This is a genomic window from Radiobacillus kanasensis, from assembly GCF_021049245.1.
Classification (GTDB): Bacteria; Bacillota; Bacilli; order Bacillales; family Amphibacillaceae; genus Radiobacillus; species Radiobacillus kanasensis.
On the sequence record NZ_CP088020.1, the window covers coordinates 1970038 to 1988452 of the forward strand.

21 protein-coding genes are annotated in these 18415 nt (G+C 39.7%); 1 reads left to right on the plus strand and 20 read right to left on the minus strand.

The genetic code is table 11. The annotated features are described in order from the left end of the window. Positions 1-11: 11 nt before the first annotated feature. From panB to KO561_RS10250, 7 genes are read right to left on the minus strand one after another with little or no spacing between them, the layout of a single operon-like run. Entirely contained in the window at positions 12-836 is an 825-nt protein-coding gene (gene panB, locus KO561_RS10220) for a 3-methyl-2-oxobutanoate hydroxymethyltransferase (RefSeq protein WP_231096998.1), read from the minus strand. 12 nt (positions 837-848) lie between these two features. Then, on the minus strand, positions 849-1817 hold the full coding sequence (locus tag KO561_RS10225) for a biotin--[acetyl-CoA-carboxylase] ligase (RefSeq protein ID WP_231096999.1): 969 nt from the start codon (positions 1815-1817) through the stop codon (positions 849-851). After that, positions 1789-2994: a CCA tRNA nucleotidyltransferase gene (locus KO561_RS10230; protein WP_231097000.1), complete on the minus strand. Its 1206-nt coding sequence runs from the start codon at positions 2992-2994 to the stop codon at positions 1789-1791. Before KO561_RS10230 ends, KO561_RS10225 begins: the two co-directional genes overlap by 29 nt. A gap of 14 nt (positions 2995-3008) precedes the next feature. Then, positions 3009-4124 carry an N-acetyl-alpha-D-glucosaminyl L-malate synthase BshA gene (gene bshA, locus KO561_RS10235; RefSeq protein ID WP_231097091.1) on the minus strand — a complete coding sequence of 372 codons (1116 nt, stop codon included), beginning with the start codon at positions 4122-4124 and terminating at the stop codon, positions 3009-3011. Continuing rightward, positions 4124-4537: a methylglyoxal synthase gene (gene mgsA, locus KO561_RS10240; RefSeq protein ID WP_231097001.1), complete on the minus strand. Its 414-nt coding sequence runs from the start codon at positions 4535-4537 to the stop codon at positions 4124-4126. Before mgsA ends, bshA begins: the two co-directional genes overlap by 1 nt. 10 nt (positions 4538-4547) lie before the next feature. Further along, positions 4548-5348, minus strand: coding sequence for a 4-hydroxy-tetrahydrodipicolinate reductase (gene dapB, locus KO561_RS10245; RefSeq protein ID WP_231097002.1), 801 nt, complete (start codon positions 5346-5348; stop codon positions 4548-4550). An 11-nt stretch (positions 5349-5359) separates the two neighbouring features. Next, positions 5360-5701 carry a nucleotide pyrophosphohydrolase gene (locus KO561_RS10250; protein ID WP_231097003.1) on the minus strand — a complete coding sequence of 114 codons (342 nt, stop codon included), beginning with the start codon at positions 5699-5701 and terminating at the stop codon, positions 5360-5362. 157 nt (positions 5702-5858) lie between these two features. On the opposite strand from KO561_RS10250, the gene KO561_RS10255 reads away from it, so the two are divergent. Beyond that, positions 5859-6731 carry a YitT family protein gene (locus KO561_RS10255; protein WP_231097004.1) on the plus strand — a complete coding sequence of 291 codons (873 nt, stop codon included), beginning with the start codon at positions 5859-5861 and terminating at the stop codon, positions 6729-6731. 377 nt (positions 6732-7108) lie between these two features. On the opposite strand, the gene KO561_RS10260 is transcribed toward KO561_RS10255, so the two are convergent. The 13 genes from KO561_RS10260 to hisC all read right to left on the minus strand — a co-directional run bounded on the left by KO561_RS10260 (position 7109) and on the right by hisC (position 18411). Further along, positions 7109-7792, minus strand: coding sequence for a zinc metallopeptidase (locus KO561_RS10260; protein WP_231097005.1), 684 nt, complete (start codon positions 7790-7792; stop codon positions 7109-7111). 73 nt (positions 7793-7865) lie between these two features. Beyond that, a complete protein-coding gene (locus KO561_RS10265; RefSeq protein ID WP_231097006.1) occupies positions 7866-8633 on the minus strand; it encodes a sporulation protein YpjB in 768 nt (255 codons plus the stop codon). 67 nt (positions 8634-8700) lie between these two features. Further along, positions 8701-9288 carry a lipoprotein heptaprenylglyceryl N-acetyltransferase LhaT gene (gene lhaT / locus KO561_RS10270; RefSeq protein ID WP_231097007.1) on the minus strand — a complete coding sequence of 196 codons (588 nt, stop codon included), beginning with the start codon at positions 9286-9288 and terminating at the stop codon, positions 8701-8703. A 77-nt stretch (positions 9289-9365) separates the two neighbouring features. Beyond that, positions 9366-10139, minus strand: coding sequence for a menaquinol-cytochrome c reductase cytochrome b/c subunit (locus KO561_RS10275; protein WP_231097008.1), 774 nt, complete (start codon positions 10137-10139; stop codon positions 9366-9368). Positions 10140-10171: 32 nt separating this feature from the next. Further along, positions 10172-10846, minus strand: a complete 675-nt coding sequence (gene qcrB / locus KO561_RS10280; RefSeq protein WP_231097009.1) for a menaquinol-cytochrome c reductase cytochrome b subunit — start codon at positions 10844-10846, stop codon at positions 10172-10174. A gap of 3 nt (positions 10847-10849) precedes the next feature. After that, positions 10850-11359 (minus strand): QcrA and Rieske domain-containing protein, encoded by a 510-nt coding sequence (locus KO561_RS10285; protein WP_231097010.1) that lies wholly within the window; start codon positions 11357-11359, stop codon positions 10850-10852. Between the two features lie 125 nt (positions 11360-11484). Next, positions 11485-11946, minus strand: coding sequence for a DUF2487 family protein (locus tag KO561_RS10290; RefSeq protein WP_231097011.1), 462 nt, complete (start codon positions 11944-11946; stop codon positions 11485-11487). A gap of 132 nt (positions 11947-12078) precedes the next feature. Next, positions 12079-12648 (minus strand): ReoY family proteolytic degradation factor, encoded by a 570-nt coding sequence (locus tag KO561_RS10295; RefSeq protein ID WP_231097092.1) that lies wholly within the window; start codon positions 12646-12648, stop codon positions 12079-12081. Between the two features lie 42 nt (positions 12649-12690). Beyond that, a complete protein-coding gene (locus KO561_RS10300) occupies positions 12691-13944 on the minus strand; it encodes a tetratricopeptide repeat protein (RefSeq protein ID WP_231093130.1) in 1254 nt (417 codons plus the stop codon). A 15-nt stretch (positions 13945-13959) separates the two neighbouring features. Beyond that, positions 13960-14850 (minus strand): hypothetical protein, encoded by an 891-nt coding sequence (locus tag KO561_RS10305; RefSeq protein ID WP_231093131.1) that lies wholly within the window; start codon positions 14848-14850, stop codon positions 13960-13962. Between the two features lie 58 nt (positions 14851-14908). Then, a complete protein-coding gene (gene aroA, locus KO561_RS10310; protein ID WP_408004811.1) occupies positions 14909-16201 on the minus strand; it encodes a 3-phosphoshikimate 1-carboxyvinyltransferase in 1293 nt (430 codons plus the stop codon). A gap of 10 nt (positions 16202-16211) precedes the next feature. Further along, the gene (locus KO561_RS10315) at positions 16212-17312 is read right to left on the minus strand and encodes a prephenate dehydrogenase (RefSeq protein ID WP_231093132.1); all 1101 of its coding nucleotides are present in this window, start codon (positions 17310-17312) and stop codon (positions 16212-16214) included. Next, entirely contained in the window at positions 17305-18411 is a 1107-nt protein-coding gene (hisC, locus tag KO561_RS10320; protein WP_231093133.1) for a histidinol-phosphate transaminase, read from the minus strand. Before hisC ends, KO561_RS10315 begins: the two co-directional genes overlap by 8 nt. Positions 18412-18415 lie beyond the last annotated feature (4 nt).

The following is an 18415-nucleotide window of genomic DNA, read 5'->3' on the forward strand; positions in this document are numbered from 1 at the left end:
ATTGCCTCCTGTTATAAATCCTTCAAAAGCTCCTCATTCATGGTATAGGAATGGTCTTCTGACGGGAACGTTTGCTGTTTTACTTCTTTTATGTAAGACTCGATAGCTGTTCGGATAGGAGAAGAGATATCTTCATAAGCTTTCACAAATTTCGGTAACCTTGAGACACCATACTGTACAAGATCATGATAGACCAACACTTGCCCATCACAATCAGGACCAGCACCTATACCGATTGTTGGAATCTTTACATGGCTCGTAATCACAGAAGCCAGTTGTTTAGGTACACATTCTAACACGATAGCCATTGCACCATGTGCCTCTAATTGTTGTGCATCGCGCAACAGTTTTTCAGCTGCTTGTTTATCTTTCCCCTGTACTTTAAAGCCACCGAGTACATGAACGGATTGAGGGGTCAAACCGATATGGGATACAACCGGGATACCTGCGTCCGTCAATTTTTTAGTCAAGGCCAATACTTCTTCCGACGCGCCCTCTAGCTTTAAGGCTTGTGCGTTCGTTTGTTGGAAAATTCTACGTGCATTGAGTAAGGAATCTTCCATGGAGATATGATAGGACATGAAGGGCATATCGACGACAACAAACGTATCCGTAGCTGCTCTTGTTACTGCCTTCCCATGGTGGATCATATCGTCTACGGTTACTTGGACAGTAGAGTCATACCCTAATACGACCATTCCGAGGGAATCCCCGACCAACACCATATCCACACTGGCTTCTTGTGCAGTAAGAGCGGATGGATAGTCATACGCCGTAATCATGGTGATTTTTTCATTTTCCTGCTTCATTTTTTGAAGTTGAAGATTTGTTTTCATATTCAAGCTCCTTCACCAAATAATCTCACCGGAATATAACGGTGTTCGTTTCCCGTTGTTTTCTACTAACAAAGAACCATCTTCTTGTAAGCCAACTATTTTTACACGTTGCTCTTCTTGCATTGTTTTCACCGTTACTTCGTGGCCAATTTTATATCCGTAGTCTTCCCAAATAGATCGAATGGTTGCAAATCCTTCCTTTATGTAGTGCTCATACTTTTTTTCAAAGTCCTGCAAGATATGTTGGATGATCACACGCATGTCCCATTCTTTGTCTGTTTCCGTTCGAATACTAGTCGCTTTTTCTCTAAGTTCTTCAGGGAAGTCTGTCCCCTTCTGATTAACATTTATTCCAATACCGATGATCAAGTATTGAATCTGGTCATGCTCAGATTGCATCTCTGTCAGTATTCCAGCTACTTTTCGATCCCCAATAAATATATCATTTGGCCATTTAATAGCTGGTCTTACCGATGTGATTTCTTCAATCACCTTCACTAATACTGTCGCGGTTAATAAGGTTAGCTGGGACGCTTGGTATGGGAGTACAACTGGTCGCAGAAGTAGACTCATCCAAATTCCTTGATTTGGTGAATGCCAGGCGCGATTTAATCGACCTTTTCCTGCAGTTTGTTCATCTGCAATCACAACCGTCCCATGCTCGGCTCCATCAATAGCTAGTTTTTGTGCCAGCGTTTGAGTGGAAGGGGTGACTGGTTTATGAATCACCTGTTTTCCTAACCAATCGGTGTGAAGTCCCCATTGAATCGTGTTAACGCTTAGCTTGTCTGGAGATTCGATAATCTTATAGCCTTTTTTGGCGATAGCCTCAATCACATATCCATCTTTTTCTAATTCCTTCATATGCTTCCATACAGCGGTTCGAGATATTTCCAAAACATTTGAAATTTGTTGTCCGGAGATGTACTCGGCTTTTGCTTTCTCTAAAAGGTTAATAATTCGTTGGCGGGTGTTCTCCATGACTTAGCACCCACTCCTTTATCTTCTTTTTATCGTTTCGTTGTTTTCCAATTACTACAGCATGCTCAATGGCTTCCGTCCACATGCCAATCCAAGGACCTTTTTGTTTTTGGGGAAACCAACTAGCAAGGTCAGTGCCATTGATACTCAACTGTTTTCTTTCTTTTATCGGTAATTGTCGTCGAATTTCTAACACACTGTCCAATGAGATTGTATGATTGTTTAATACATCAAGAACACGGATAAAGCTCTCGTCTAAAGAAGCTGGTAGCTGATAAATCATCCAAGCGTCAAGACCATGTTCCTGAAAATAGTAAGTAGCAGTTACGAGCTGTTCTGCTTCCCTTTGGGTATGTCTAGAAAGCTTCCACTTTTGGCCAAAAACACGAATTCCAATAGTATCATCTAAAAAGTGGCAGAGAGTTAGCAACTCACGAATATGTCCTAATGGTTTAGAAAGAGCCCTTATCCGATCTTGGATATTGCCTGATTCCTGTATGACAGGGATCTGTGATGCAAGTCTTGTTTCGAAAAATAGCTGTAATCCACGTTCCACAAACCGACCAGCCAAAAGCTTTTCAAACTCTTGTACAATTCGTTCGATCGAAATGTTTGCTAATAAGGGTCCATACTCCTTCATTGCTTTTTTTGAATTAGGTTCAACATGAAATCCTAATTGACTAACAAAACGTGCAGCGCGCATGATGCGTAAGGGGTCTTCTTGAAAACGTAATGACGGCTCCCTTACCGTACGAATCTGTTGATTAGTTAAGTCAGCTTGCCCATTAAATGGATCGAAAAGATTACCTGTCTCATCCATCGCGATAGCATTCATCGTAAAATCACGCCGTGACAAGTCTTTCTCAATTTCATGTACAAATTGAACCTGATCTGGATGTCTAAAATCCGAGTAACTACTCTCCTCTCGGAACGTAGTTACTTCAAACGACTCCCCTTGCATACGTACGATAACCGTCCCATGTTCAATCCCAACTGGGATCACTTTCGGGAAAATTTCTTGAACTTGTTCCGGTTTTGCTGATGTTGCAATGTCAATGTCATTCGTCTTCCTTTTTAACAGAAAATCCCGAACATATCCACCAACAAAATAAGCTTCATACCCATTGTCTTTTAATGTTTCTATGATTTTTTTTCCTTTTTGAAAGCCTGTGTTCATATTGAAACACCCCTTCAGGCCTCGTATGTTCGGATGTATTGCTTCAGGATCGTTGTAGAGTGAAACTCTTCTTTCACTTTGTTCAAACCATTTGCAGAAAAGGTTCGATGAAGTGTGGAATCGGTCAGCAATTGAATGGCTCTTTCAACCACCTGGTCAATATTTCCGATTTCCGTAATAAATCCATTTATACCATCCTCAATCACTTCTGGAATTCCTCCTGCATTAGAACCTATGCAAGGAACCCCACATGCCATCGCTTCTAACAAGACTAGTCCAAAGCTTTCTTTTTCTGAAAGCAACAATTTTAAATCTGCCATGGCGAGAATGTTTGCAACATTATTTTGTCTGCCTAAAAAGAGTACCTTCTCGCTTAACCCGAGCATGTGGACGAGCTGACGAATTTCTGAATAATCAGGTCCGTCTCCAACGAGCAATAACTTAGAAGGGATCTTAGCTGAAATTTTTTCAAAGGCATATACGATATCTTCTACTCGTTTCACTTTTCGAAAATTGGAAATATGTATGAGAACTTTTTCATCCGGTAGTATATCGTATTTCTTCTTCCATTCATCGCGATCTTCTCTTACGTGATACTCGGATTCATCTACAAAGTTATAGACCACTTGAATCTCTTTTTCAATATCTAACATTTCCTTTGTCTGCTTTACTAAACTGTGAGAAACAGCGGTTACGACATCAGATTGCTCAATCCCGTGTTTAATCATTTTCTTCAGACTTTTATCAATACCAAGCACCGTAATATCCGTACCGTGAAGCGTTGTTACGATCTTAACATCTCGCTTTGCCATTTGCTTAGCTAATATCGCACATATCGCATGCGGCATTGCATAATGCACGTGTAAGATATCTAGTTGCTCCGTATCGATGACTTCAGCCATTTTATTAGCTAACGCAAGATCATACGGTGGATATTGAAAAACCGGGTAATGGTTCACTTCTACTTCATGAAAAAAAATGTTCGGGTTCGCAACATTTAATCGAAAAGGAATACTGGATGTAATAAAATGCACTTGATAACCGTGTGCTGCTAACATTTTACCAAGTTCGGTGGCAATAACTCCTGAGCCCCCGACAGATGGATAACACGTAATTCCAATTCGCTTCATCACTTATCGGCACCTTTTGCTTCCACAACTTCTCTCCACTGAAGCAAGCCTGCATCTAAACCACGAATAAATACCTCTGCTGTCCCGATGTTAGTAGCGAGCGGCACCTTGTAAACATCACATAATCGAATCAACGCAGTTACATCAGGCTCATGAGGTTGAGCCGTTAAAGGGTCGCGAAGGAAAATAATCATGTCCATTTTGTTTTCAGCTACCATGGCACCAATCTGTTGATCTCCACCAAGTGGTCCTGATTGAAATCGATATACTGTTAATTGAGTAGCTTCTTCGATTCGTTTTCCAGTCGTACCTGTCGCAAAAAGAGAATGCTCCTGTAAAATGTGTTTATAGGCAATCGTAAAGTCCATCATCTCTTTCTTCTTTTCATCGTGCGCAATTAATGCAATATTCATGAGCTTCCCCTCATTCCATTAGGTTTTCTAACCCGTACACGAGCACATCTAACTCAAGCACCTGATCCACCGCAAGCTTAACCCCTGACATAAAAGATTCTCGGTGAAAAGAATCGTGTTTAATGGTAAGGTTTTGTCCAGAGTCCCCAAATACAACTTCTTGATGTGCAACTAGACCCGGTAGCCTTACGCTATGAATTCGCATTCCATCAAAGTCGGCTCCCCTAGCACCAGGAATCGTTTCTTTTTCATTAGGGTGACCTTGAGATTGGCTTTCACGAACTTCTTGAATCAACTCAGCTGTTTTCACAGCCGTACCAGATGGAGCATCGAGTTTTTGGTCATGGTGGCGCTCAATGATCTCAACATTCGGAAAATATTTAGCTGCCCACTTGGAAAATTGCATCATAAGAACGGCACCGATGGCGAAATTCGGTGCAATAACAGCTCCAAGCCCTTTTTGTTCGGACAGATCAGTTAGTTCGTCCAACTGATCTGTCGTAAAACCAGTTGTACCCACTACAGGGCGAACTCCATGTTCTAATGCCGATTTAGTATGTTTATAACCCACTTCTGGAGTGGTTAAATCAATTAACACATCGGCTTCAACAGTTTGTAAGCACTCGTCCATGTTTTCATAGATAAGCGCGTCAAATACAGGTAACCCTTCTACATCTTTTACTTTCCAGCCCCCATGTTTTCTGTCCACACAAGCAACAAGCTCATAACTTTCTTGTTTTTCAATCATACGTAGCGCTTCACTACCCATTTTACCTCTAGGACCTGCTACTACTATTTTTACTGTATTCATAAGATATCCTCCTACTTCTTCGTCCATCTATCTTTGTCTCTTGTTTCGATCTTCGTTATCGCTCTATGAAAGGAATCGGATAAATCGATGTCTAAAGAATTGGCGAATGAAGCAAGTACAAATATAAGATCACCCAATTCTTCTTCGATTGTATTCTCCTTTTCGCTTGCCTTTTTAGGCTTCTCTCCATAAAAATGATTGACCTCACGGGCTATTTCTCCTACTTCCTCGGTTAAGCGAGCGACCATAGCTAATGGAGAAAAATAACCCTCTTTAAACTGGGATATGTAGGCATCGACCCTTTTCTGTATCTCATAGGTATCATAAATTGGCGTATTCGGTTTCTCTATCATCTTAAACCTCTTTTCTTCCCTTCATTCATCACTTTATCCTATATGTTAGCTAATCGTGTAGATTTTGACAAATTATTCACTTTATCCTAAGAATTCGATTGTTAGGAATCATCTGTTTGTCTATAATAAGAACGGGAAATGATACAGGAGGTGCTTCATGATTTTTGGTTTACGTCTTAAAAATATCTTTTTTATACTGCTCGGTTCCGCTATTTTCTCATTTGGAATTGTCCATTTTAACATGCAAAATAATCTTGGAGAAGGTGGGTTTACAGGGATCACTCTTTTATTTTATTTTTTGTGGGGATGGGATCCTGCCATCTCTAACATCGTCTTAAATATCCCTACCTTTGCTGTAGGCTGGAGGTTTTTAGGTCGGAACATGTTCTTATATACGGTTATTGGGACACTAGCCGTTTCCGCCTTTCTTTGGATCTTTCAGCAACATACCTATCAATTACATTTACAATCTGATATGACATTGGTTGCCCTGTTTGCTGGTGTAACAATTGGAATTGGACTTGGGATTATTTTTCGGTATGGTGGAACGACTGGTGGGGTCGATATCATTGCGAGAATTGTCCATAAATATGCAGGATGGAGCATGGGAAAAACCATGTTTCTCTTTGACGCGGTGGTTATTGCAACTTCTATCATAGCGTATTTAGAATTAGTGGAAGGAATGTACACACTAGTTGCTGTCTACATTGGAGCGAGAGTTATTGATTTCATTCAAGAAGGTGCCTATACCGCTCGTGGTGCCACGATTATTTCCGGAAAAAGTAATGAAATAGCTGATAAAATCATTCAAGATATGGAACGGGGAGTTACGGTATTACAAGGACGAGGTCGATATACAGGAGAAAACCGAGATGTCTTATATTGTGTGGTTGGTAGAAATGAGATTTTCCGGTTGAAAAACATTATAAACTCCGTCGATCCACATGCTTTTGTAGCTGTATCGTCTGTTCATGATGTATTAGGAGAAGGGTTTACGTTAGACGAAAATAAAAATCCAATATCGCATTAAAGTAAGGTAAGAAACGCAGACTAGGTTGATTTCAGCTGAGGGTAAGGCGAAGTCGTCCCTTACACCTAGTCTGGGACAAAATCTTTAGCTTCCTTCAATTTCAGGATATGAAGCCTAGAATATTTGCTAGATATGGCAACATGTCGATTTTTTTGAGGTTAAAAAAGTATGCCGCCAGAACGTGGCCTGTATTCTTAACTTGAGCAATAGTGATTATCCAAGCAGTATTACGTCGCAATTTAGAATGATTAGCAACATATTTACAAAAGCATCCTAAAAGAAAAATCCGAACTGATTCGAATTCTAATGAAAGAATTTTGAACCTTAGTTCGGATTTTTATTATGACAAGAGCACTTTTGCCCAAGCCCTGTTTTCATTAATCATCTTGTGGTACTAAAAACATAAGAACAAAGCGAATCAATTCTGCTAGAGCTACTAGCGCTGCAGCTACGTAAGTAAGAGCTGCTGCATTTAATACCTTCTTCGTTTCACGCTCTTCGTTATTTCGGATTACCCCACTTGACACTAGTTGTGCCATGGCACGGTTGGATGCATTGAACTCCACCGGTAACGTAACAAGCTGGAACAATACCGCAAAGGACATAAAGATAATCCCTGCTAGTACTAAGTTCATAGCTCCTAATACTGCACCAGCGATAATAAGGATAAACGAGAAGTTAGATCCTAGATTTGCAACTGGTACTAAAGCATGTCTAAATCGAAGGAATGCATATGCTTCTGCATCTTGTATCGCATGTCCAACTTCGTGAGCCGCGATAGCAGAAGAAGCCATTGATTGTCCGTGATAATTTCCAGAGGATAAACGAACTACTTTCTTTCTTGGATCATAATGATCCGAAAGTACTCCTCTTGTTTCTTCAATGGACACATTATACAATCCATTATCATCTAGAATTTTTCGAGCAACTTGTGCGCCTGTCATATATGACGAAGTGGCAACCTTTGAATACTTTTTATACGTGCTCTTTACCTTGGATTGAGCCCATAGGGGAATCACAATCAAAAGAGCTATATAAATCAAATAACCACCTAATCCCATAGTTCATTCCTCCATTAGTATATCCTTGTGTTACTTAAGGTCAATTTTAGTCAAAATTAAGGAAATAGTCAACTTAATTACTTAACCTGTGCTTCTTTTTCTTTTCCCCTATATATTTTTTCCAAGCTACATAAGATAATGTACACGTAATAACGCCACCCACAATCATTAGCATAATAAAAAAGTTAGACATCTGTTTATTATGGCCCATGGTCGTCACATCTAACACTTTCATTTCTCGGTACGTGCTCTGTAGCCATTTGTTTTTCTCGTCATCTGTGGATGCTTCCCCTATCTTTTGATAGGCTTTATGCAAAGAATCATATACCTCGTCACTTGCTGTCATTTTTAACGAAGGAGCAATGATTTCCCATTTGTACATCACATCCTGTAACTGTTCATCTGTAACGGGCGAATCCTGCTCTATAATAGAGGCTAATGTGGCCTGAAGGTTCGTTTCCCAATCCTTCCAAATTGCTACGTTTGGATTAGACACCGAATCAAAGGCTAATAAAAGCGTATAAGCATATTTTAATTTTTCCACTTTCGAAATGGAGTCATTTGAAATAGAGAGTAAGTTCTGATTTAATATTTCAAATAATTCCTTTTGAGATTCTTCAGGAGCATGATCGCTTATCCACTTTTCTAAATCATCTTTATGACGGTTCAAAACAGACTCCGCATTTTCCAATCTCCCATCCTGAACAAATCGTTGGTATTCATATAACGTTTCCGAAATGTCCGAATGATGGTCGGCAAACGCGTTATCTGAAAAAATGTAAGATCCCATACTCCAACATAATACCGTGATACTTATAACTGCCATAATTCTCTGCTTCATTTGAGACCCCTACTTTCATCCATTCTGTTTGAAATGTATGATTGTAGGACCCAAATTAGACCATTTATTAAGGATTGTACGATATCGATATCGATTTTTTCGTCGATACGAGATAAGCAATAGCAATGGAAAGAACACTAAGCCAGAATGTAAAATAGCCAATCTCTTTCATATATAAGGAGAGCGAACTATAGGTCGGCATCATACCGAACACATAATCAATTACATCATTATGTAATGTCCAAACAGCAGCTACCATAATGTGCCTTAATCTAATCGTATAAAGAGGCGCATATAATAGGCCTTGAATTGCCATGGCTCCGTGCGATGCGATTAACATGTAACCTACCCAACCTATGTACCCATCTACTAGTAAAGTTAGGATATTCATGACAACAGCCCATACTCCATACTTAAACAACGTAATAACAGCAAGCGCTTCTATGTAAGGAACCTTTCTTCCCGATAAGTAAAAAAACAAAAACAGACAAAAAAACAAGCTTGCTGTTGGGCTGTCGGGTACAAATAGTAAAAAATGTGGCGGTGTAACAGCAAGTTGACCTTCATACCATATATATCCGTATATCGTACCTAAAACGTTAATGATCAATAACAGAGTCATAAATGTGCGATGATATAGTAAATTTCGAAGCATGTTAACGGACACCATCCTTTGTCAATCAAGCCAATAAAGCTATAAAAACCCTCGTCATAGTGACGAGGGTTTCTGTCTTACTCTTCTTGTCCAACAGATTTGATAAATTCTGCTAGCTTGGTAAGTTCTTCTTCAGAACCTTTAAAAACACCTGCAGGCATCGTATTGATACCATTCACAGCAATGTCTTTAATTTCGTCCACAGTTTTTTCTGTACCAACCAAGCCTGGGGCAGCTCCGCCACCTTCCAGATTTTCACCGTGACATTGTAAACAACTGTTTTCATAAAGAGCATAGCCTTCCGCTTCTTTATCAATTTCTACTGCAGATGGCCATACAGGCTTGTTTTCTTCCGCACGTGTTTCCCACTCTACGTGATCTGCAGCTTCATACGTAAGCCAGAACACAGAAGCAATTCCAACCAGCATAAGAGCTGTTGCAATTGGTCTCTTTGTTGGGCGACGGTGAGGTCCTTTGTCTAAGAAAGGAGCAAGCAACAGTCCACCAAAAGCAAGACCAGGAATAATTAGTGCACCAATGACGAAATATGGACCACTGGCAAATTCATATTTTAAGAATTGATATAAAAATAAGAAATACCAGTCTGGTAACGGAATATAAGCCGCATCAGTTGGATCCGCCATCCCTTCTAATGGTGCTGGATGTGCAAGTGTTAAACACAAGAATCCAACCAAGAAAACAGCACCAACTAACCATTCCTTTAGTAGAAAGTTTGGCCAGAATGCTTCCGTTCTCCCTGGATATTCTGAGTAATCCTTTGGAATAAACTTAACTTTGTCAGCCTTTACACGCGAGTCTCCAACAAACTTCATCCCTTTTCCCCTATGCACAGCGTTCCCTCCTTTTCGATGTCATTTTGATTTTATAGTGGACCTGAAATACCCTGTTTTCTAATCATAATAAAGTGAGCTGCCATGAGAGCAAATAGTGCAGCTGGTAAGAAAAAGACGTGAATCGCGAAGAAACGCGTCAACGTTTGTGCCCCTACAATTTCTGGGTCACCGGATAATAATGTCTTTATCTCAGTCCCTATAAAAGGAACCCCTTCGGCAATTTCTAGTGTAACTTGAGTTGCAAAGTATGCTTTGTTATCCCATGGTAGCAAATATCCTGTTAAACCAAGACCGAGCATAACAAAGAATAGCAATACACCGATCATCCAGTTTAACTCACGTGGCTTCTTATATGCGCCTTGGAAAAATACACGTAATGTATGTAGAAATAACATCACAATTACAACACTCGCACCCCAGTGGTGCATTCCTCGAACGATTTGTCCGTGTGCCACTTCAGTTTGCAGATAATACACAGATCTCCATGCATTTTCTATATCTGGTACATAGTACATCGTAAGGAACATTCCAGAAAGAATCTGGATAACCGTTACGAAGAAAGTTAAGCCACCAAAACAATAAACAAATGCAGAGAAATGGTGGGCCGGGTTTACGTGTTCAGGCACCTCATGATCCGCAATATCCCGCCACAAAGGCGTAATATCGACACGTTCATCTACCCAATCATAAATCTTTTGTAGCATCCATTACGCCTCCTTTCTCGGTTCCGCTTTTCCTAAGTATAACGTTCCCTCTTCAATTTTATGTTGAAATACATCTAATGCTGCAGCTGGAGGTGTATTCGGAACATTCACTCCGTCTTTATAATATCTTCCTCCGTGACAAGGACAGTAGAATTCATTTGGGAATTGTTCGTTCCCTTCCCAGTTAACAACACATCCAAGGTGTTTACATACAGGAGATAATGCTAATATACTACCGTCTTCTTGTTTGTACACCCAAGCCGTTTTGGTTACTTTTGATTCATACCAACCATCAACCTGATCAATGGTCCATTCTACTCTAGTAGGTTCTGTCGTTATATCATCTACCTGAGCAACTGCAGCGAATTCCCCTTGAGCAGAAGGCTGAAGTACAGGATCAATTGCAAATCGAACCATAGGCGCAAGCATTCCGGCAGCCATGAATCCTCCTACACCAGTAAGTGTATAATTTAAAAATTGGCGACGGGATACTTGTTGTTTCTTTTCACTCATTGTTTACCCCCCTCTATGCTATGATCCAACGTACATGGTAAGATTTATCATTATTTTACTAGGACATTACCATGATAGCGCAAACTGTTTGTCCGGTCAATAAAATATCATTCCGGAATATAGTTTCATTCTTGCCAGTATGATTGGATTAAATCCATCATTTGATTAAGTTGTTCTTTTAGGATTTCGCTTGTTTTTGCATCTTCTACTTTCCCACTAATTGCTGGAAGCCATAGCAAGGAAGCATTTAATTCTCGTTCTACCTTTTTCCATGCATGATCGAAGGTAAATAGGAAGACATGCTTAAACGGAAGATGATCATAATAAGCTATCCACTGCTGCAGAGAAATAGTATCAAGCTTCGTGGATGATGACTTAAAATATTGAAAGCTAGGTGAAAGAAAAATTCGCCCTTTAAATTGATTTTCGATGGCCTTTGCGCCATATTCCGTTAGTTCTGACATAGCAGCGTGCTTTACAATCTCATTTGGCTTTTCTAGTTGGATAGGTATTAGTGGAATGACTAGCGTATCCACGTATTCTTGCGCCTCTATGTATTGATGCATATCCTGTTCTTTCCATTGCATAAACGAATTCCTACCTTTCTTTATTCTTTGTTAATAGTACTAAAAATATAAGGAAAATTCGAGAGTATCCTTTTTTACGCAGAAAAAAAACGAACTCCACGATCACGTGAAATTCGTCATCTTCATCCATTTTTATTTTACAGTCCGCAATGCCTGAAAGGATACCTCTAATTCAGATAACTTTTCAGAGAGCTTAATAAACTCCTGTTGATTTCGTTCATCCAATGCCTGATTAATTTTTTCTTGAAGCTGGTCTCGTTGGAATTGATAGAGAGAGGCATCTAATAAAGATTGGGCCATGGATTTATCCTTTTTTGTGATGTAATAGCCTTCTGGTATAAAAGGATTATCCTCTAAAACGGCCACATAATCCGGACATTGTTTAGCATTACTGAAATTTAGTTGAATGTAAATCGGCTCATTACGATTCAATCGAATATCGTGAAACGATTTTTCTGCATCTGTTGTAACAATATGATTTTTGTAAAATCGAAATGGGATATCTTCCGAGCAATGTGTGGAAATAATAATACCTCTAGGGCAGAATCTAGCCTCGGTGATAAAATGGACATTTTTCAGTAGTGAATCATGATTAATTAAATAATTTAAGATCCATACACTTTCTCTTCTCTTCAACTGATAGTTGCTTAAAAACCATTTTATAAAATCCTTCTTATCTTTCGTAGATACAGGTGTATTCAACAATTTCCCCCTCCTACCCCAAAAGGAAAGTTCGGTATTATCCTACTGTTCGGCCAGTCTTTGAAGGAATTCCTCCACTTCATGATCAGACGGTTCTACTTCTAAGTACTTGCTGAAAACTTCTTGGGCTTCATTCATTTTTCCTTCTTCAACTAGAAAATAACCAAACTCCTTTAAGAAATCTGAATCTTCTTTGAAGTTAGTATATGCATCGTGGTACTGCTTTAATGCATCCTCATACAATTCTAGTTCACGATATGCTTTGGCAAGCTCCCAGCGATATTGTTGATCATCTTCCCCATTTTCAATGACACGCTGTAGCAGCTGAACGATTTCTTCTTCGTTTTGATCGTGTTTATAATTCTCAACAAGGAAAAGAACGGCTTCCTTAAAGCCGAAGTCCAATTCAATCGCTTGATTTACAAGCTGATAGCCTTCTTCGCTCCTTCCAAGTTTATGAGCTAGTACACCGGCATAATGAAATAGTTCCTTATTAAAATCATCCACTTTCAAGCCCTCTTTTGCTGTTTCGTAGGCATCCTCTGGCATACCTTCTTGCTCATAAGCTTTGGCCAAATAGTAGTAAACAGAAGGGAACTGTGAATCTCTTTCCATTAACTGCTCCCATACTTGAATCGAAATGTCTAAACGATCGGCACGAAAAGCGGTAAAGCCAAATCGAAATAAAGTTTCTGGATTTTCACTATCTGCTTCTTGATAGAACGTTAACGCTTCTTCAAATTTTCCGCTAGCAGCATATGCTTCTGCTAGTCTTAGACCGATTTCAGTATCCCCAACCACTGTCTGGTTTAGATATACTTTTTCATAATAAGGAATTGCCTTCAAATACTCACCTAATGAAAACGCTAGCTCCCCTAATGCAAAATCAATGACTGTTTCTGATGGATCGATTTGTTTTGCTTCTAGTAGCTTTTGTTCGGCTACTTCAAAAAGACCTTGCGTTTGATACAAATCAGCAAGCTGGACAAGAGCTTCCATGTATTCTTCATCTTGCGGAGTGAATTGATTCAAAATATCAATCGCTTCCTCGTCTTCCTCTAAGTCAATGTAAATTTCACTCAGAAGCATTTTAAGCTCCGTTTCCTTCGGATAGCGTTGGGAAAGTTCGATAATAATTGCCTTCGCGTCTTCTAACATCCCCCATTGCATGTATAGCTCTGCAATCGTATATCTTTCTTCTTCATTAGCTGAAGGCAAAAATGCTTCTAGCTTATCTATTGCTTTTTCTGTCTGATTTTGTTCCATTAATAGTATTGCTTCGTGTATTTCTTCCACTCCTGGCCATCCTTTCTAGCGATCTATGAAATGCCTAGGAATTGAAACTTCCATATATTCTCCCTGCATTTTCTCCGTATTTACAAGATGGTTCTCTTTGACCACCTTACCACGACTAACTGTAATCGTCGGGATAGCTTTATGATAACGAAAATGACTATCTCCATCAATTGTAGGGTCTTTCTCAAGGGAAAATAAGTTATAATCGGCACACCCATTTTCTATTAATTCTCCCTTTCCTGGTGAAATACCTGTTATACGAAGCGTATTTTTTGAAAGTGGTAATTCGGTTACCGGTTCTTGTAATGTGATGATATCACGATCTTCACATAACGTTTGCCACAATGGAAAGAGTTGCCTTCCATTTTTCTCATCAAATCGTTGTCCTTCGCGGATCATGATTGGTGTTCGGGAAAATTGCTGGGCTTCTTGTATCCATTCCCATTTTACGAAATCTAAGTCTGTTACATCGGAAACTTCCACCAATATGAGAGGTACTTTCATCCTACCAAAAAACTTAATATGATGTGGTTTTAGAATTCGAATAGGGATGGTCGGAACAATCATATGGTCAATAGGTAAGAAAGATAAATTGTTTTTAAACGTTTTAAATCTTTTTTTATAGCTAATGGAACTTCTAATAGGAAGACGACATAGTAACAACGTACAGCCTCGATTTACATACTTCTGGGCCGTTGTTTCTGGCGACAATGCGTCGAATACAGATTCTTCTTCATCCACATACACCTTACCAGGACCAACCCAAAAACGATCCACGTTTATTTCTTGAATACCATCAATACTCGAAAAAGACCGGGTAAAACAACCATCTTCTATGTGAATACTCTTAGATTTCCAAATTCCGTCCTCTAGTACATTGTCACTATAAAAATAGTAAACCCCCATACCTTATTCACTCCAATCTGAGTTTGTACAAGGTATGAGGGGATGTACAAGGATATTCTTAATCTACTAAAACCCGATCTAAATCATCAAAAAAAGACGGGTAAGATACGGCAATACATTCGCTGTTTTTTAACGTCACTGGCTCCTTTGACAACAAGGAAGCAACAGCTATCATCATGCCAATTCGGTGATCTCCATAAGAATCAACTGTAGCACCCTTTAATGTCTGCTCTCCCGAAATAACCATTCCGTCCTCAGTACCTTGAATGGATACACCTAAAGCAGATAAAGTATTCACCACTGCTTCTATACGATCCGTTTCCTTAAATTTTAGCTCTTCCGCGTCCCGAATTACCGTTTTTCCTTTTGCCTGAGAAGCTAACAACGCGATGATTGGGATTTCATCGATAATGCGTGGGATAATTTCTCCATCTATTTCAATTCCTTGAAGGGTAGAATATTCTATCGTAATATCACCGACAGGTTCTCCCCCTATCTCTCTTTGTTGAACAACTTTCATAGTGGCTCCCATTTTTTGAAGCACGTCGATAATTCCCGTCCTGGTTGGATTAATACCCACATCGGAAAGGACCAACTTACTTCCTTTTACAATCGCAGCTGCTGCGAGGAAAAAAGCCGCCGACGAAATATCGCCCGGCACATCAATTTGCGTTCCTGTTAAGGATTGGTTTCCGTTAATGGTAGAGGTGAGACCGTCCTTTTTAATCGTCCCACCGAATGCAGTAAGCATATGTTCCGTGTGGTCTCTCGTTGCTGCTAATTCCGTTACAGAAGTTTTCCCCTCTGTTAAAAGTCCGGCGAGTAACACGCCCGATTTAACTTGGGCGCTTTTAACTGGTGATTGATAATGAATAGGATTCAGCTTCCCTCCTCTTATAGATAAAGGAAGATATTTACCTTTTTCTCGTCCATCCATGTATGCCCCCATTTGACGCAAAGGATGGACAATTCGATCCATGGGGCGTTTTGTTAAGGAATCATCCCCGTGTATCGTAACATGGAAAGGTAAACCAGCTAGAACACCTAAAAGCAATCGGGTCGTAGTACCGGAGTTTCCTAAGTAAAGGGGATGAAGTGGCTCTTGTAATGCATCCACACCATTACCTTCGATTTTCACCGTATCCCCTTTCACTTCAATGGGAACTCCCATTTCCCGAAATGCATCAATAGTTCGTAAACAATCCTCTCCATTTAAGAAGTGCGTTATAGTTGTAGTTCCTTTTGCTAAAGATCCAAATATAACCGCACGATGGGAAATCGATTTATCACCTGGAACCGATAACGTTCCTTTTAAGCTAGAAGAAATCGGGTTTAACATTTTCTCCGTCAATCGAACCACCTCAATCCTGTATCATTGTTTCATACCCATTTCGTAAAAGGATCTCGTTACTTCTTTGCTGGAGTCCTTGCTCCGCAAAACTGATACGAAGAACACCTGTAATCCCTTCCCGAATCTCTAAAATTTCAATATTGGTAATGCTGATATCTTCTTCTGCTAATAGAGAGACCACTTTTAATAAAGCTCCAGTTTGATCTCGAATATCGACAAGTAGATCATAAAAGGCAGGGATGGCTCCTTTTTCTTTCGCTTCTAATCCATCACGAAAATCTCTCGCTTGTTCCAAATAAGAAACCATCGTTTTTTTATCTCCGTTTTCGAGTAACGATTTTAAGGAAGACATCTCTTTTATCCAATCATCTAAGAGTCGTGTCATACTCCTTCTGTTCTGAAAAAAGATATCCTGCCACATTTCTGGGTTACTAGAGGCTATTCGGGTAATATCTCGAAACCCACCTGCTGCCAGCTTCGGTAAGTAGGAATGTGTATGTTGCCATGTTCTCGCTTGATGGACAAGAGAAGATGCAATTAGATGAGGAAAATGGGATACAACGCTCGTCATCTCATCATGTTCCTTCGGATTTAAAACGACAAATTTACTTTTCGTACCAGCTAGCAATTCCTTTATAGCGCCTACATGCTGTTGGGAGGCTTTTGCTGATGGTGTCAAAACATAGATCGCATTTTCAAACAAATGTTCCTTGGCAGCTTGTATCCCCCGTTTATGAGAACCTGCCATTGGATGACCACCGATAAAGATAAAATCTGGCGACGTCCATTCGTTTGCTGTGTCCATAACAGCCGATTTAACGGAAGATACATCGGTTACTAAAACGGGCTTTTCCGGCTTTAATTCCTTCATTTTGTTCATGTAAGAAATCGTAATAGAAACGGGTGCACTTAAGATGACGTAATCTGCTTGCAACACGCCTTGTTCAAAGCTTTTAGCAGAATCATCAATGATTCCGTGCATTTGAGCATACTCTAAGCTTTTCTCATTGGTGTCATAACCGACAACCTTATGAACAGTTGATCCCTTGATACTTTTAGCTAATGAGCCACCAATAAGACCTAAACCTACGACAAAAACCGTTTTAGTCAATTTTTTTCTCCTTCTTTAAGGATAAGAATTCTTGTAGGCGTGATTGCAGTTCTTCCATGTCCTCTTTTTTCCCTATGGTAATTCGGATTCCATTTGGACGACCTAATGCTTCTCCGGAACGAACAATAAAGCCTTTACTTAGTAAATATTCAAATGCTTCATCTCCCGTTGTTGGAAGGTGGACAAATACAAAGTTTGTTTGTGAATCGTCAAAGGCAAGCCCTTCACCTTGAAGAAATGATAGAAACGATTGTTTATTAGCTTTATTGTTCAAAAAAGTTTCTTGTAAAAAGGTTTCATCTTGTAAAGCGATAACCGCGGCTTTCTGCGAAAAGCTCGTCGTATTAAATGGACCACGTGTTACATTTAACGCTCGTGTAATCTCTTCATTCGCAACGCCGTAGCCAACTCTTAACCCGGCTAATCCGTATGCTTTTGAAAAAGTACGAAGAACAATTAAGTTGTCGTACTGCTTAAGCGCTTCGACTGTATTCGGGTAATCCTCTGTGTCAACATATTCGTAGTAAGCTTCATCAAATACAACAAGTACGTCTGACGGGCAAGTTTTCATCACGTACTCAAATTCTTCTTTATTGATGTGGCAGCCCGTTGGGTTATTCGGAGAACATAGCCATAATATTTTTGTTTGTTCGTCAATATTCTCCACCATTTTCTTCACATCATGGTACCCATTTTTTAAAGGAACTTCCTTAATATCTGCTCCTTCAATTACAGCATTATGCTTATATTGTGGGAAGGTTGGGGTTGCCATTATGGTGTTTGTACCAGGATATAAATACGAATTACAAATGATTTCAATCACTTCGTCGGAACCAGCACCAAAAACGAGTTGGTCTGGTTCAACCTTTAACTTATCAGCTAACGCCATGCGCAGTTCCGTTGAATAACCATCTGGATAAACCTCTAGTTGGGACATCCATTGACCCAATTCCTCTTTTACTTTATTAGAAAAACCAAAAGGATTTTCATTGGAGGCTAACTTCACAATTCGAGAAAGACCATATTGTTTTTTAACATCTTCTATTTGTTTCCCCGGTTTATAGGGTGACATGCTTTTTAATACTTGCTTGCTAGTCATCAAA

What these genes read in the sequence shown, in the direction of transcription:
- panB (WP_231096998.1), bottom strand. Translation starts at nt 836, where the DNA reads ATGAAAACAAATCTTCAACTTCAAAAAATGAAGCAGGAAAATGAAAAA.
- KO561_RS10225 (WP_231096999.1), bottom strand. Translation starts at nt 1,817, where the DNA reads ATGGAGAACACCCGCCAACGAATTATTAACCTTTTAGAGAAAGCAAAA.
- KO561_RS10230 (WP_231097000.1), bottom strand. Translation starts at nt 2,994, where the DNA reads ATGAACACAGGCTTTCAAAAAGGAAAAAAAATCATAGAAACATTAAAA.
- bshA (WP_231097091.1), bottom strand. Translation starts at nt 4,124, where the DNA reads ATGAAGCGAATTGGAATTACGTGTTATCCATCTGTCGGGGGCTCAGGA.
- mgsA (WP_231097001.1), bottom strand. Translation starts at nt 4,537, where the DNA reads ATGAATATTGCATTAATTGCGCACGATGAAAAGAAGAAAGAGATGATG.
- dapB (WP_231097002.1), bottom strand. Translation starts at nt 5,348, where the DNA reads ATGAATACAGTAAAAATAGTAGTAGCAGGTCCTAGAGGTAAAATGGGT.
- KO561_RS10250 (WP_231097003.1), bottom strand. Translation starts at nt 5,701, where the DNA reads ATGATAGAGAAACCGAATACGCCAATTTATGATACCTATGAGATACAG.
- KO561_RS10255 (WP_231097004.1), top strand. Translation starts at nt 5,859, where the DNA reads ATGATTTTTGGTTTACGTCTTAAAAATATCTTTTTTATACTGCTCGGT.
- KO561_RS10260 (WP_231097005.1), bottom strand. Translation starts at nt 7,792, where the DNA reads ATGGGATTAGGTGGTTATTTGATTTATATAGCTCTTTTGATTGTGATT.
- KO561_RS10265 (WP_231097006.1), bottom strand. Translation starts at nt 8,633, where the DNA reads ATGAAGCAGAGAATTATGGCAGTTATAAGTATCACGGTATTATGTTGG.
- lhaT (WP_231097007.1), bottom strand. Translation starts at nt 9,288, where the DNA reads ATGCTTCGAAATTTACTATATCATCGCACATTTATGACTCTGTTATTG.
- qcrB (WP_231097009.1), bottom strand. Translation starts at nt 10,846, where the DNA reads ATGCTACAAAAGATTTATGATTGGGTAGATGAACGTGTCGATATTACG.
- KO561_RS10285 (WP_231097010.1), bottom strand. Translation starts at nt 11,359, where the DNA reads ATGAGTGAAAAGAAACAACAAGTATCCCGTCGCCAATTTTTAAATTAT.
- KO561_RS10290 (WP_231097011.1), bottom strand. Translation starts at nt 11,946, where the DNA reads ATGCAATGGAAAGAACAGGATATGCATCAATACATAGAGGCGCAAGAA.
- KO561_RS10305 (WP_231093131.1), bottom strand. Translation starts at nt 14,850, where the DNA reads ATGGGGGTTTACTATTTTTATAGTGACAATGTACTAGAGGACGGAATT.
- hisC (WP_231093133.1), bottom strand. Translation starts at nt 18,411, where the DNA reads ATGACTAGCAAGCAAGTATTAAAAAGCATGTCACCCTATAAACCGGGG.